We start from the raw sequence: 14,510 nt of genomic DNA, 5'->3' as shown, positions 1-14,510 counted from the left end.
CCGGACTCAGGCATCGACCGTACCCGCCGCCGCGACGACCCCGCCTCCCGCCGCTCGGCCCGGACCAACGGCAGCACCGGCCCGGACGCTCCGGCCCGCAGCGACCGGAGCCACGCCCAGCGTGCGGCGGGCTCGAGGTCAGGAGCGGGTGACGCGCCGCAGGGCGTGTGCGGCCACCAGCAGCGCGGCCACGGCGACCGCGGCACAGACCCCGAGATCCGCCGACACTCCCGCCCAGTCGACCGAGGGCGCGAACGCCTGGGCCAGCGCGTCGACCGCGTAGCTGCTCGGCAGCAGGTCACGCGCCAGGCGCCCGATACCCGGCAGCCTGTCGGCGGGAATGACGCCGAGGAACAGCACCACGCTCATGCCGAGCTGACCCGCGACCGTCGCGAGCTCCGGCTTCGGCGCGAGCAACCCGATCGCCGCGCCGATACCGGCCAGACTCGCCCCCGCCAGAACCGTGACCGGAAGCAACAGCCACAGACCCGTCATCGGCAGGCCATACAGTACCGAGCCGACGAACACCGTCACAATCGTGCCCGGTACCGCGAACGTCGCGTAGGACGCGGCGGTTCCGAGGACGACCGCGGCACCGGAGATCGGCAGTGTCAGGTAGTAGTCGAGTGCCCCGGCGGCGCGAAGCGCGCCGAACCGCTGCGCCAGCAGGTTGAGCGCCACGAAGGCCACGACGAGCACCGTCGAGCCGGCCACGACCGAGGCCGCCGCCGAGTCGTCGCCGACGTCGACGATGCCCCGCAACAGGATCATGATGCCCAGCGACTGGAACGCGGCGACGAACAGCAACGGCACCCGCGCCACCCGCGCACGGGCCAGCTGGCCCCGGTACACGGCCGTGAGGGCGGCCGGGAAGGCCGTCCCCAGCGGGAGCGGCACAGGTGACGCGTCAGCCACGCCGTCGCCCAGGTCTGCGACGGGCCGCGCCGCCGCGTCAGCCACCGCGGCCTTCGCCGCGTCAGCCACCGCAGCGACCTCGGCCGCCGGGGCCACCGGGGCCACCGGGAGCTTCGTCGCACCAGCCGCCTCGGCCACCGGAAGCTTCAGCGAGCCCACCGGAACCGCCACCGCGGGCTTGCGCGAGCCAGCCGAGCCGGCCGGAGCGGGTGTGCCCGGGCCGGCCGCGGTGTGAGGCGTCGTCAAGGTCATGTCCGCTCCAGATCACGGCAGGTACCGCCGAGAGTGAGATACACGTCCTCCAACGACGGAGTCGCGAGACTGAAATCGTCCAGGGCCGCGAACGCCGGCCCGGAGGTGAGCTGGCCCAGGGCGTCCCGCGCGTCGGCCTGCGCGAGCCGCGTCGTCCAGCGCCGGCCGGTGACCCGCGCCGTGGCGGCGAGCCGGGCGACCGTCGGATCATCCACCGGTGGGTCGTGCCGCCAGACGAGGTCGAGCCGGACGTCGTCCGACACCGACGCCTTGAGCCGGCCGGGTGAGTCACAGGCGATCACGCGACCGGCCTCCAACACGGCGACCCGGTCGAGGACGGTCTCGGCCTCCAGCACGTTGTGCGTGATCAGCACGACGGTCGTCCCACGCTCGGCCCGCCGGCGCTCGAGCGCCGCCCACACCGACCGGCGCGCGGAGGGATCCAGGCCCGTGGTCGGCTCGTCGAGCACCAGCACGGGGCGCTCACCGACCAGCGTGGCCGCCACGCAGGCCAGCCGGCGCTGACCACCGGAAAGCCGCCCGAGTGGCCGGCCCACCACCGCGCCCAGCGAGAGCTCCTCGATGACCTCGTCACGCTCGCGGCGCGCGGCGGCGCGGGACAGACCGCGAAGCCGCGCGGTCGTCTCCACCGCCAGCCCGACCGGCAGGTCGGCCAGGGCGAGATCGTCCTGGCCGAGGTACGCCGCCATCCGGGCGGCGGCCGCGGGCCGGTTGACGATGTCGTGGCCGAACATGGTGATGGAGCCAGCGTCGGGCCGCAGCAGGCCCATCAGCTGGCGGACAAGTGTGGTCTTGCCGGCCCCGTTGGGACCGAGCACGCCGAAGACCTCGGCCGGTCGAACGTCGAGATCGATACGGTCGTTGGCGAGAACGGCGCACTCCCCGGCACCGTGCCGCCGGGTGAGGCCACGCACGGCGTAGCTCAGCACGGCTGTCATTCTCGCAGCCGCCACGCCGAGGCGGCGCCGCGGGCCGATGCCGCCGACGTCACACCCGGGCCAGCCGGCACCCCCGAACGCCCCGACACCCCTGAACACCCCGTCACGCACCCGGCCCGCGCGCCGGTACCGATAGAAGAGACAACTACACAGTCAGGGCAATACGACACGGTCAGACGGCGCTGCTCATCCAGACCACGATGTCGAGGATCCGCAGCGGCGTCACCGGCGGACCACCCGGCGGCACGAGGCCCGCGAGCCGGCGGAACTCGTCGGCGTTCTCCCGAAGGTCGTGCTGCATGGCACGGACGAGCAGTTGCATGTACTGCCGCCAGGACCGCCCGTCCCGCGGCGACGGGGGCACGCAGTCCTCGTGCTGGTAGAAGATCCTGACCTTCGAGTCGAACAGCGGAACCAGGGCCGGGCGCTTGCGGTGCAGCACCTTCGCGATCAGCGAGCCCTTGACGTCCCGGTCGGCGACGTCGGGATCGTCGAGCGGGTCGTAGAGGGCGGCCACCAGGTCGAGCGTGACCTCGTCCGCCTCGATCAGCTCGATGCCCGGCGGAAGCCGGTCCAGCGCGCGCTGCAGCAGCGGCAGGAGCGCGGTCAGGGTGTGCATGCGGTCGACGTCGACACTCACACCGAGCAGGCAGGGCGACAGCAGATCTCCGGTACACAGGAGGTCCGGATCGCCGTTGGTGACGAGGCCGTCGTAGTACGGATAGGCGTACCGAAGACCTCGTCGGCGCGGGCCTACGTATTCCTCCAGCAGGCTCTCCGCGTCGAAGACCTCCCGGGTGCCCCTCGCCAGCCTCACCCGAGCGCCCCCTTCATGTCACACCACCCCCGTCGTCGACGGCTGGACCGCGACTCGCCGGCACGCGCCGATGCGCACCACGAGCAATCCTGCCCTGTCACCCCCCGCACCCGGAAGACGCCCCCGTGGGACAACCGGGCAAGCCGCCCCGCCCAGGCGTGCCGATGGCGACGTGCGGGTGGGAACCTCACAGCGATCAGGACGGAAAGCCCCGACCGACACGATCGGAGCAGGCCCGGACGAGGTGCATCTCGACCGGGTCGGCAGCCGGGTCAGGAGCGGGCCGGGTCCAGCGGGACGAATCGTACGGCCGACGGCGAGCTGCCCGGCGGCGCGGGATGAACCGTGCGCACCGGCCCGCGACGCGTGAGCTCGAGCAGACGTGCCGCCGGTGCCCGCACCACGGCCGCGTACAGACATCCGCACCGGGCGCGCAACGCCATCGCCTCCAGATGTGCCCGCTGGGCGGCGACGGCGTCCGTGTCCTCGCGCGCAAGGGTTTCGGCGGCGTCGGCGGCGCTGTCGAAGGCCGACTCGACATCCGCGACGGGGTCACGAACGTTCGCCGACGTCTCGGCGCCGTCCGGGGGTACCCGGAAGAACACCTCGGTCACCCGGTAGTCCGCGAGCGTCCGGACCAGCTCGGCCGGTGTCTGGTAGGCGGTCAGGCTGACGACGGCGTAGAGGTCGGCGGCGGGCGCCGCCGCGCTCAGCGACTCCAGCTCGGACCGTGTGCTGTCGGCGTAGGCCCCGGCAGCGTCACCGGCAGCCGGGCCCACCACGATGCTGGGTTCGACCGGACCGGCCGCGGCACCGGCGCCGTCAGCGTCGGCGGCGGCATCGGCGGTTCCGGACCCGCTGACGGTGGAGCCCGCCGCTCCGGAACCGGAACCCGAGCCGGACGTGGCACCGCCGGGATCGGAGCCGCGCAGCATGGTGGTGACCGCCCCGACCACGATCAGCACGACCAGCCCGAGGACGAGCACCCGGAACGCGGCCTCCAGCACACCCGCGGCCGCCCAGCCTCGTGCTGCCCGCGGCTCGGCCCCGGTCACAGCCGCCGGCGCGTCGTCGACGGCCACCCTGGCGGTCACGGCGGCACGCGCTCGCCTCGCCCCCGCCCACGGGCGGTCCCCGACCGAGCCCAGACCTGCCTGCGCCCAGTTCAGCGCCCGCCCGATCGCCGGCAGCGCCGCGTCGTCCACCCGGTCGAGCAGACCGAGCAGGCCGGAGGACGCCGCCGGGGCATCCGCAGGACCCTCACCGCCCGCAGGACCGTCGCCTCCCGCCGAGGCGTCGAGGCCCGGTGGCGCAGCTCCCTGGACATGGGGAGACACCGGTTCGGCAGGCATGGTCAAGTCTGGTCGTTCAGCCGTCTCAGGGCCTCGGCGAGGTCGTCGGGATCGGGGCTGACGAAGCGCACCCAGGAGCCGTCGGACGGATGGGCGAAGGCGAGGCTGGCGGCGTGCAGCCACTGCCGCTCCAGGCCGAGCCGCTGCGCCAGCGTCGGATCCGCGCCATAGGCGAGATCCCCCACGCAGGGATGGCGCAGCGCCGACAGGTGGACCCGGATCTGGTGCGTGCGACCGGTCTCGAGCCGGACCGACAGCAGGGAGGCGGAGCGGAACGCCTCCTCGGTGTCGTAGTGGGTCACGCTGGGCTTGCCGCCCGCCACGACCGCGAAAAGCCCGGGGCGCCGGGGGTGCCGGTCGATCGGTGCGTCCACCGTGCCCCGCAGCGGGTCTGGATGCCCCTGCACGACCGCCCGGTAGACCTTCTCCACCTCTCGGTCGCGGAAGGCCCGTTTGAGCAGCGTGTAGGCCCGCTCGCTCTTCGCCACGACCATGATCCCGGTGGTGCCGACATCGAGCCGGTGCACGACGCCCTGCCGCTCGGCGGCACCCGAGGTGGAGATTCGGTAGCCGGCCGCGGCCAGCGCGCCGATCACCGTCGGCCCGGTGAAGCCGGGCGCCGGATGCGCCGCCACGCCCACGGGCTTGTCGACCACCACGATGTCGTCGTCGTCGTGCAGGATGCCCAGCCCCTCGACCGGGGTGGCGTCGACCGTCACCGGACGCGGTGGGGCGGGCAGCGCGACTTCCAGCCACGCGCCACCGGCGACCCGGTCGGAGCGGCCCCGCACCTGTCCGTCGACGCTCACCTGCCCGTCGTCCACGACGCTCACGGCCGCGGTGCGGGAAAGCCCGAACATGCGGGCGAGGGCGGCGTCGAGCCGCATGCCGTCCAGACCGTCCGGAACCGGCACCGAACGCCGATCCGTGTAGGACGCCGTCATCGAGCCTTTTCCATCGTCGACTCGGACTCTCGGCATCCCTGATTGTGGACCGTGGGACGGAAAATGCTCATCGCCCACCTGGCCCGGACGGATCCGAAAGCTGGGGCGGATCATCGAGCCGAGGTTGCCCGGCCACGGTGCCCGTCTCCGGGGGCGCCCCACCAACGCCGGGGGCGCCGGACACCGCCGGCACCGCCGGCGGCCCGGCAGCGGCACCAGCAGACACCGCAGCAGCTCCCGAGCCGGCGGGTGCACCAGGGGTGCCAGGCCTGGCCCCGGACGGCTGGTCGCCGGTGAGCCGGGTGCCGTCCAGCCCGATCCCCAGCAGCGAGAGCACCACGGCGAGCACTCCGCCGCACACGATCGCCGAATCCGCCAGGTTGAAAATCGGCCAGTGATGGATGTGGACGAAGTCGACCACATGGCCACGCAGCGGGCCGGGCGCGCGGAAGATCCGGTCGATCAGGTTGCCCACCGCACCGCCGACCATCGCCCCGAAGACGAACGCCCACCCGGTCGAGGCCAGCCGCCGCGCGGTGAGGCCGACGACCACGACCACGGCCAACGCCACCAGGCTGAGGAACACGGTGGCACCGCCGGCCAGGCTGAACGCCGCCCCCGAGTTCCGGGTGAGGCGCAGGTCGAGCGCGCCGGGGATGATCTCGACCGGCCCGCGGCCGGAGAGGTTGGCGACCGCGAGCATCTTGGTCACCACATCCAGCACGATCAGGCAGACCGCGGTCACCGCGACGATCATGACTGCTGGTCGTGGGGTGAAACGCCGGCCCGGCGCGGGCCCGGCGCCCGACGACGCAGGACCCGACGACGCAGGACCCGACGGCACGGCACCCGACGGCGCGGCACCCGACGGCACGGCACCACCGGCACTCAGCTCTGCTCCCGGCTCGCCCACCACAGCCCCCACTCTACGGGTGCGCCCGCACCCTCCGGTCACGCCGGGACGATCCGCTCGCCGAGCGGCGCCCGCGAACGACCCGCCATGCCCGCATCGAGACCTGTGCGCCGTCGGCTACGCTGGGGGGCGCGGAAAGGCGTCGACGGGGACGAGTAGCGGCGGGCGCAGTCACAGCGAGCCGGGGGCGGTGCGAGCCCGGTGGCCAGCGCGCCGTGAAGATCACCCCTGAGCCGCCGGGAGAACAGGGCAGCAGCCCCCAGTAGATCCGGCCACCGCGGCAGACAAAGAGTGGCCGCCCGCCGCTGCCCGTCAGGGCAGCCCGGCCCGGGCGCGCAAGGAGGGTGGTACCGCGGTACCTCCCCACCGCACCTGTCGGCGGGCGACTGACGCCACGGGGGGTGACGTGGGGGGTGTCGTCCCTCCGCCGGAGAGCCCCACCCGCCGACGGAGACCGCCACCATGACCGCTACGCCCGACGTACCCGCGGCCAACACGCCCGAGTCCGACCCGCCGGTGCCCGCGACGGCGCCCGCGCCCGTGTTCCGGGCCCTGCCCGCCCGGGTCGACCTCCCAGCCTTCGAACGCGAGACGCTGGAGCGCTGGAAGGACACCAAGGTCTTCCACCGGTCGCTGCAGGCCAGCGCGGACCGCCCGCTGTGGATGTTCTACGAGGGCCCGCCGACCGCCAACGGCCGGCCCGGAGCCCATCACGTCGAAGCCCGGGTGTTCAAGGATCTGTTCCCGCGCTACCGGACCATGAAGGGCTACCACGTACCCCGCCGCGCCGGCTGGGACTGCCACGGCCTGCCCGTCGAGCTCGCGGTGGAGAAGGAGCTCGGGTTCACCAGCAAGGGCGACATCGAGGACTACGGCATCGCCGAGTTCAACGCGAAGTGCCGCGAGTCCGTCCTGCGCCACGTCGCGGACTTCTCCGCGATGACCGAGCGGATGGGCTACTGGGTCGACCTGGACACCGCCTACCGCACGATGGACACCGAGTACATCGAGAGCGTCTGGTGGTCACTGAAGCAGATCTTCGACAAGGGACTGCTGGTCGAGGACTACCGGGTCACCCCGTACTGCCCCCGCGACGAGACGCCGCTGTCCGACCACGAGGTCTCCCAGGGCTACAGCGACACCGCGGACCCGTCGGTGTACGTCCGTTTCCCGATCCTGGACGGCCCGCGGGACCTGGCCGGGCGCGGCGCGCACCTGCTGGTGTGGACGACGACGCCGTGGACGCTGGTCTCCAACACCGCGGTGGCCGCCAACCCGGAGGTCGCCTACGTGCTCGCCCGGGCGGCGAGCGGCGATCTCCTGGTGGTCGCCGAGCCGCTGCTGGCCGCCGCGGTCGGTGAGGACGCCGAGATCCTGGACCGTTTCTCCGGCACCGAGCTCGCCGGCACCCGCTACGCGCGGCCGTTCGAGCTGATCGAGCTGGCGCGCTTCGAGGAGGCGGCGGCGAAGGTCGTCGCCGCCGCGCCGGCCGGCTCACCGCCGCCGGCCCGTCCGCATTCGGTGGTCCTCGCCGACTACGTGACGACGACGGACGGCACCGGGCTGGTCCACCAGTCGCCCGCCTTCGGCTCCGAGGACCTCGCGGTCTGCCGCGCCAACGGTCTGGGAGTGGTCAACCCGGTGGGGCCGGACGGCCGGTTCCTGCCCGACGTCCCGCTGGTGGGTGGCCTGTTCTTCAAGGACGCCGACGCGCCGCTGTCCGCCGACCTGACCGCCCGGGGCCTGATGTGGCGGGCGCTGACGTACACGCACAGCTACCCGCACTGCTGGCGCTGCCACACCCCGCTGATCTACTACCCGCTGCCGTCCTGGTACATCCGCACGACGGCGGTGCGGGACAGGCTGCTCGCCGAGAACGCACGGACCGACTGGCATCCCGGGCGGATCCGCGACGGGCGCTACGGGGAGTGGCTGCGGGGCAACGTCGACTGGGCGCTGTCACGCAACCGGTACTGGGGCACCCCGCTGCCGATCTGGCGGTGCGAGGCCGATCCGTCCCATCTGACCTGTGTGGGCTCGCTCGGTGAGCTGTCCGCGCTCGCCGGGGAGGACCACTCCGGGCTCGACCCGCACCGCCCGTTCGTCGACGACGTCACGGTGCCGTGCCCCAGCTGTGACGCCACCGCGCGGCGGGTCCCCGAGGTCATCGACGTCTGGTACGACAGCGGCGCCATGCCGTTCGCCCAGTGGGGCGCGCCGCACCGCAACGCCGAGGAGTTCACCCAGCACTACCCGGCCCAGTACATCTGCGAGGCCATCGACCAGACCCGCGGCTGGTTCTACACGCTGATGGCGATCGGCACCCTGGTGTTCGACCGGTCGTCCTACGAGACGGTGCTGTGCCTGGGCCTGCTGCTGGACGCCGACGGCCGCAAGATGAGCAAGCATCTGGGCAACGTCCTTGACCCGTTCGACCTGTTCGAGCAGCACGGGGCGGACGCCGTCCGGTGGCTGATGCTGGCCGGTGGCTCCCCCTGGTCGGACCGGCGGGTCGGGCATGAGGCCATCGAGGACATCGTCCGCAAGATCCTGCTCACCTACTGGAACACCGCGTCGTTCTTCGCTCTCTACGCGGGCGCGGCCGGCTGGCGTCCGACGGCGACGGACGGGGCCGGCGACGGCACCGCGGCGCCGGCAGCCGACCCGGCCGAGGTGGCCGACCTGGCGGGGGCAGCCCCGTCGGCGGCCGACCTTCCGGCCCGTCGCCCGGTGCTCGACCGGTGGGCGCTGTCCGAGCTCGCGGACACGGTCGCCGAGGTGGACCAGGCCCTGGAGCACTTCGACTCGCTGCGGGCCGGGCGGCGCATCGCGCGCTTCGTCGACGACCTGTCCAACTGGTACGTCCGGCGTTCGCGGCGGAGGTTCTGGGCCGGTGACCCGAACGCGCTCGCCACCCTCTACACCTGCCTCGACGGACTCACCCGGGTGATGTCACCGTTCACCCCCTTCCTGACGGACTGGCTGTGGTCGCGCCTGTTCTCGGGCATCCTGCCGGGGGCACCGGACTCGGTCCACCTCGCGGCCTGGCCGCAGCTGCCGGCCGACCTGGTCGAACCGGGCCTTTCCGACCAGATGGACCTGGTGCGCAGGATCGTCGAGCTCGGCCGCTCGGCCCGCGCCGCGAGCGGGGTGCGGACCCGCCAGCCGCTGCCCCGCGCGGTGGTCGGCTCGTCCGCCTTCGAGGACCTGTCCGACGAGCTGCGGGGCCAGATCTCCGAGGAGCTCAACGTCGTCACGGTCGAGGCCGCGACCTCGGACCTGGTCGACATCAGCGTGAAGCCCAACTTCCGCGCGCTGGGGCGGCGCTTCGGCAGCCGCACCAAGGCGGTGGCCGCGGCGGTCGCCACCGCCGGGGCACCGGTGGACGGCCAGCTGACGGTGACCGTGGACGGTGAGGCCATCGATCTCGGCGGCGACGAGCTGATCATCACTGAGACGCCGCGTGAGGGCTGGTCCGTCACCAGCGAGTCGGGTCTGTCCGTCGCACTGGATCTGACGGTCACCCCGGAGCTCGCCCGCGCTGGCCTGGCCCGTGACGTGGTGCGGGTCCTGCAGGACGCCCGCCGGGCCGCGGGGCTGGAGATCACCGACCGGATCGAGCTGCGCTGGACCTCCGGCCGGGAGGAGACCCAGACGGCGTTGCGCGAGCACGGCACGACGGTCGCGGACGAGATCCTGGCCACCGTGTTCCTGGAGACACCGCGGGATCAGGAGCCGCCGGCCGCGGCCGGTTGGCACCAGGGATCGTCGGCTGACCTCGGGCTGACCTTCGCCCTGAGCCGGGTCGCCCAGCCTGTGCCCGCGACCGGCTGACCAACCCGGGACGCCGGGCCCGGCCCCGTCGGGGCCGGGCTACCGGTGAGGGCCGGCCACCGGCAGATTCACCTGGCGACCCGCAAGAAGTGAGGATTTTGGTCGTTGGCACGACCAAAATCGTTGACTCTTGCGACTCGTCAAACCGGGTTACCGGGCTCTCGGAGGTCCGGCCGCCTTCATGGAATGCGAGCCTCCCACCCCCGATTGGCGATCTTGATCGACGTCAATCCGCGACAGGCTCCCCGACGACCACGAGCCTCAACTCCTGGTCGGCAGCAGCGGCAGACCCAGCGGCTAACGAGCCCCGGGCCACCCGGCGGTCCGCCGGGCCACCGCGAGGGGCAGCAACGCCGCCCCGACGCAGAGCACGACGAGCGAGGTGTAGGTCCAGGCCGTGGCACCGAACAGCCCGACGACCGCGAGCACCGCGGCAACCACTACCAGAGCACCGCTGACCATCACCATGCCGCACCGATCCTGAGCTGGGCATCGAGGAAGAGACCACACAAAAGCATCGGCGCCCGGTCAGCTCGCTGCGGACCAGGCGCCGATGGGGAAGAGCACGGGCGGCTCAGAACTCCTGCATTCCGGCCGCCTCCCGGCGACCAGGGTCCAGATCCGGGCGGCCGTTGTGGCCGTTGGCCTCCCGGGCGAGCGCTCCCGCGCCGATCGGAGGGCCGGTCTGGAAGGCCGGAGCGGCCAGGTGCTGGGCGGGCTGCCCCGGGCCGGTGTTCTGCATGCCAACGTTCGCCGGGACGGGCGTCGGTGCCGACTGACCGGGGTTGAGGCCGGGGCGCGACGGGCCACCCGGGCCGACGGCGGGCTGGGTCGGCATACCGTCAAGATCGCGAAGCTGCATCTCCAGGTAGGCCCGCAGCCGGGTGCGGTACTCGCGCTCGAAGGCCCGCAGCTGCTCGACCTGGCTTTCCAGCCGGCGCTTGTCGTCCTCGAGCCCACCGAGCTGCTCGGCCACGTGCGCCCGCGCCTCACCGATGATGCGGTCCGCGTCGGCTCGCGCCTCACGCCGGGCCCGCTCGGACTCCGCCCGCGCCTCGCGCAACGCCTCGTCGGCGGTGCGCTGCGCGAGAACCAGCGTCCGCGCGACCCGCTGCTCGATGTCGGCGTCGGTCTGCCCGGGAGCTCCCGGGGCGCCGGGGCGGACCGGGGCCTGGCCACCGCCGCCGACCAGGGCCGGCATGACGGCCGTCGGGCCGCCGGGGACGGGTGGGCCGGCCTGCTGGCCACCGACGGGACCGGCCTGGCCACCGGGGCCGACCGGGCCACCGGGCGGCCCCACCGGCGCCTGCCGCTCGCGGCTCGCCTGCGCCACCTGCGCCTGGGCCTGACCGAGATGCCGACGGGTCTCCTCGAGCTGACGCCGCAGCTGCTGGTTCTCCTCGATGAGGTGCGCCGGCACTCCGGGACCACCTCCACCGGACCGACGGGCTTCATCGAGCTGGCGGCGCAGGTCGCTGCTCTCGTCAAGCAGCCGCGTCAGTTCGGCTTCCACCTCGTCGAGGAAGGTGTCGACCTCGTCCTCGTTATAGCCCGTACGGAACCTCGTCGGGCTGAAGACCTTGTTCTGAACGTCCTGCGGTGTCAGCGCCACGTCGCCTCCTCGTGCGGCATCGCCGCTCCCCGAAGAGAGGGCGGTCTGCGGGCAGTCTGCCCTGCCTGCGGTCGCGGTGTGCACATGACCTCGTCACAGCTCCTGCGCATAGCTCCTCAAAACCATGATCACGATGAGGAGGAGCAGGAAGCCGAGGTCAAGTGCAACGCTACCCACCCTCAACGGCGGAAGGAACCGCCGGATGAAACGCAACGGGGGGTCCGTCGCCGTGTACACGATCTCAAAGACCAGGACCAGGGGACCGGTCGGCCGGAAGGAACGACTGAGAGCACGTACCAGGTCCAGGACCCACCGCACGATCAGGAGCAGCAGGTAGGCCGTCAGCACCCAAAAGAGAAGCGATCCAAGTGCGCTGATGGTGCTCTCTCCTGAGGTGACGTGGGGAAGCCTCTGACGACCTTACCGGACGGTCTTGACCTCGCTATGACTGGTTGTAGAAACCACCCTCACGGATGCGTCGCTTGTCCGTCTCCGTGACCTCGACGTTGTGCGGCGAGAGCAGGAAGACCTTGTTGGTCACCTTCTCGATCGCACCGCGGAGGCCGAAGATCAGCCCCGCCGCGAAGTCGACCAGCCGCTTGGCGTCGACGTCATCCATCTCGGTGAGGTTCATGATAACGGGAGTCCCGTCGCGGAACTCCTCACCGATCTGACGCGCCTCATTGTAGCTGCGCGGCTGGAGCGTCGTGATCCGGTAGGGCCGCGGCTCCTCGACCGGCGCCACACGGCGCATCGGAGTCGGCGCGGACGGTCGCAGGTGCTCCACTGGCGGACGTCGCGACATGGCGACTGACTCCTCCCGTGCTTCGATCCGGCGGACCGACCGGTCTAGCGGAACCGGGTCGACCGTGGTCCGCCGATCCTCTCGTACGGCGCCTCGAACGGCATCATCATGCCCGTCGTCGTCATAGTCGTCGTCGAGATAGTCGTCGTCCTCCTCGGCGAGCCCGAGGTAGACCATCGCCCTGCGACCGAGCCCCATGGGCGCGACTCTAAGGGACACCGTGCCGTTCACCGAACAAAGCGGTGCCGATCCGTAGGTGTGTCGCGCCCTCGGCGATCGCGTCCTCAAGATCACTTGACATCCCGGCGCTCACCATCGTCGCCTCGGGAAAGTCGCCACGCAGCCGTTCGGACACTACCCGCAGCCGCGCGAACGCCGGGCGTGGCGGCACACCGCGGGGCGCGACAGCCATCACGCCGGCCAGAACGAGCCCTGGAGCACGCGCGACGAGCTCGGCGAGCGCCGGGACGTCCTCCGGCCGCGCGCCGCCGCGCTCGGCGGTCACCGGCGGCGACGCAGCGGAATTCTCCCTGGTGGGAAAGGCTTTATCGACCGGCGCACCCGACGGGACGGCCACGTCACCCACCCGATCGAGGCTCACCTGGATACACACGGCAATGGTGGAGCCGCTTTCCGTGGCCACCCTGGAAAGGGTTTCGGCGAGCCTCACCCGGTCCACCGACTGTACGCAGTGTGCCCATCCGGCGACGGACCGCGCCTTGTTCCGTTGCAGCTGACCGACGTAATGCCAGACCGGCACATCGACACGGACGGCCGAGCCGAGGGTCGCGAGGCCGTCGGCACGTGATGGAAACCATGCCCCGTCGGGCGGGCCCGCCAGAGTGATTCGCCCGGTCGGTGGCGTGCCCCCGGCGCCTGCATTCCCCGGCCCGGGTGCCACCGAAGGCGCCGGCAGCGTGGCCAGGACCCGTCGCACCGCCTCGACCTTCGGCCCGGCCTCCTGTTCACGGTTCTCGGCGAAGTGCCGGACACCGAGAGAGCACAGAGCCACGACATCCTCGAACGGCCAGGTCTTGCTGACGGCGATCAGCGTCAGGTCCTCGGGATCACGCCCGGCGGCACGGGCCGCCATGACGATCCTGTCCCGCACGACGGTCAGGCGGGACCGCAGCCCCTCCGCCCGCCGCGGATCCACGACGCTCACGTGCTCACCGGTCGGATGCCCATCGGTCGGATATCCGACAGCCAGGCCAGGCCCGCGAAGCGCCCGGTCCGGCCGTCGCGGCGGTACGAGTAGAGCTCGCTCGACTCCGCGGTGCACGTCTCCGACACGGTCACCGGTCCGACGCCCGCCGCGGCGAGCTGGCCCCGCAGACCCGCCCGCAGGTCGAGCGACGGGGTACCGGCGCGGGTGGTCCCCGCGCTGCCGGGGGCGATCCGCCCGACCTCCGACCGCATCGCCGCGGGCACCTCGTAGCACCGCCCGCAGATCGCCGGCCCGAGGGTGACCCGGAGCTCGGCGCGGTTGACGCCGAGGTCGTCAAAGGCCTCCAGCGTGGCCGCCACGACCCCGGCAGCCATGCCCTGGCGTCCGGCATGGGCGACCCCGACCGCGGCCGGAGATTCGAACATCACCGGCACGCAGTCGGCCACCAGTACCGCGAGCGCCACCCCGGGCACATCCGTGACCATGGCGTCCGCCTCCGGTGGCGGCCCGGGGCCGCGCACCACGCTCACGCGGGCACCATGCACCTGCCGCATGAACCGGACGGGCTGCCCGACCCGTGACTCGAGCAGCCGCCGGTTGACCGCGACGGCGTCCGGATCATCACCTACATGATCGCCGAGGTTCAGCCCGGTGTAGGGCGGCCCGCTCGTCCCGCCGTCGCGGGTGGTCACCAGGACGGGCATCGCCGCCTACTTCAGGAAGTCCGGAACATCCAGCTCGTCGTCGTCGGCCACCGGCCGGACCGGACGGCGCGGGTAGTTCGGCCGCGGGCCGGGGCGGGCCGGCTCGGGACGGTGGGCAGCCATCGCGGGCCCGCCGGCGTCCTGCGTGCCAGCCCCACCGACCGGGCCCGCGCTGTGTGCCAGCCCGGGCCGGGGCGGCGCGGCCTGTGCCGAGGCCTGGTGCACCGGCGCCTGC

13 protein-coding genes and 1 pseudogene are annotated in these 14,510 nt (G+C 72.6%); 1 reads left to right on the top strand and 13 read right to left on the bottom strand.

From position 1 onward, the window contains the following. Positions 1–138 precede the first annotated feature (138 nt). The 6 genes from FREUN1FDRAFT_RS34085 to lspA form a co-directional block, all read right to left on the bottom strand. A complete protein-coding gene (locus FREUN1FDRAFT_RS34085; RefSeq protein WP_006544918.1) occupies positions 139–1,167 on the bottom strand; it encodes an ABC transporter permease in 1,029 nt (342 codons plus the stop codon). Beyond that, on the bottom strand, positions 1,164–2,126 hold the full coding sequence (locus FREUN1FDRAFT_RS34080) for an ABC transporter ATP-binding protein (protein WP_006544917.1): 963 nt from the start codon (positions 2,124–2,126) through the stop codon (positions 1,164–1,166). The genes FREUN1FDRAFT_RS34085 and FREUN1FDRAFT_RS34080 overlap by 4 nt, the downstream gene beginning before the upstream one ends. A 172-nt stretch (positions 2,127–2,298) precedes the next feature. After that, entirely contained in the window at positions 2,299–2,943 is a 645-nt protein-coding gene (locus FREUN1FDRAFT_RS34075) for a DUF6308 family protein (RefSeq protein WP_006544916.1), read from the bottom strand. Between the two features lie 272 nt (positions 2,944–3,215). Beyond that, on the bottom strand, positions 3,216–4,301 hold the full coding sequence (locus FREUN1FDRAFT_RS43200; protein ID WP_157475724.1) for a hypothetical protein: 1,086 nt from the start codon (positions 4,299–4,301) through the stop codon (positions 3,216–3,218). Continuing rightward, positions 4,298–5,239 carry an RluA family pseudouridine synthase gene (locus FREUN1FDRAFT_RS34065; protein WP_006544914.1) on the bottom strand — a complete coding sequence of 314 codons (942 nt, stop codon included), beginning with the start codon at positions 5,237–5,239 and terminating at the stop codon, positions 4,298–4,300. The genes FREUN1FDRAFT_RS43200 and FREUN1FDRAFT_RS34065 overlap by 4 nt, the downstream gene beginning before the upstream one ends. A 67-nt stretch (positions 5,240–5,306) precedes the next feature. Further along, on the bottom strand, positions 5,307–5,996 hold the full coding sequence (gene lspA / locus FREUN1FDRAFT_RS34060) for a signal peptidase II (RefSeq protein WP_006544913.1): 690 nt from the start codon (positions 5,994–5,996) through the stop codon (positions 5,307–5,309). A 618-nt stretch (positions 5,997–6,614) separates the two neighbouring features. Between lspA and ileS the strand changes: the two genes are divergently transcribed. Then, positions 6,615–9,986: an isoleucine--tRNA ligase gene (ileS, locus tag FREUN1FDRAFT_RS34055; RefSeq protein WP_006544912.1), complete on the top strand. Its 3,372-nt coding sequence runs from the start codon at positions 6,615–6,617 to the stop codon at positions 9,984–9,986. Positions 9,987–10,283: 297 nt separating this feature from the next. On the opposite strand, the gene FREUN1FDRAFT_RS45505 is transcribed toward ileS, so the two are convergent. The 7 genes and pseudogenes from FREUN1FDRAFT_RS45505 to FREUN1FDRAFT_RS34025 all read right to left on the bottom strand — a co-directional run. Next, complete coding sequence (locus FREUN1FDRAFT_RS45505; protein WP_006544911.1) at positions 10,284–10,454, bottom strand: hypothetical protein; 171 nt, start codon at positions 10,452–10,454, stop codon at positions 10,284–10,286. 106 nt (positions 10,455–10,560) lie between these two features. Further along, the gene (locus tag FREUN1FDRAFT_RS34050; RefSeq protein WP_006544910.1) at positions 10,561–11,598 is read right to left on the bottom strand and encodes a DivIVA domain-containing protein; all 1,038 of its coding nucleotides are present in this window, start codon (positions 11,596–11,598) and stop codon (positions 10,561–10,563) included. 93 nt (positions 11,599–11,691) lie between these two features. Next, a complete protein-coding gene (locus FREUN1FDRAFT_RS34045) occupies positions 11,692–11,946 on the bottom strand; it encodes a YggT family protein (RefSeq protein ID WP_006544909.1) in 255 nt (84 codons plus the stop codon). A gap of 94 nt (positions 11,947–12,040) precedes the next feature. Further along, positions 12,041–12,601, bottom strand: coding sequence for a cell division protein SepF (locus FREUN1FDRAFT_RS34040; RefSeq protein ID WP_006544908.1), 561 nt, complete (start codon positions 12,599–12,601; stop codon positions 12,041–12,043). A 10-nt stretch (positions 12,602–12,611) separates the two neighbouring features. Then, a complete protein-coding gene (locus FREUN1FDRAFT_RS34035) occupies positions 12,612–13,568 on the bottom strand; it encodes a YggS family pyridoxal phosphate enzyme (RefSeq protein WP_006544907.1) in 957 nt (318 codons plus the stop codon). After that, the gene (gene pgeF, locus FREUN1FDRAFT_RS34030; protein WP_006544906.1) at positions 13,565–14,275 is read right to left on the bottom strand and encodes a peptidoglycan editing factor PgeF; all 711 of its coding nucleotides are present in this window, start codon (positions 14,273–14,275) and stop codon (positions 13,565–13,567) included. Before pgeF ends, FREUN1FDRAFT_RS34035 begins: the two co-directional genes overlap by 4 nt. Before the next feature lie 6 nt (positions 14,276–14,281). Then, positions 14,282–14,510 (bottom strand): annotated as a pseudogene (locus tag FREUN1FDRAFT_RS34025) (cell division protein FtsZ); the annotation flags it as partial.

This window comes from Parafrankia sp. EUN1f (genome assembly GCF_000177675.1).
In the GTDB taxonomy this organism is placed as follows: Bacteria; Actinomycetota; Actinomycetes; order Frankiales; family Frankiaceae; genus Parafrankia.
This window is presented reverse-complemented; position numbering and strand designations above follow the sequence as displayed.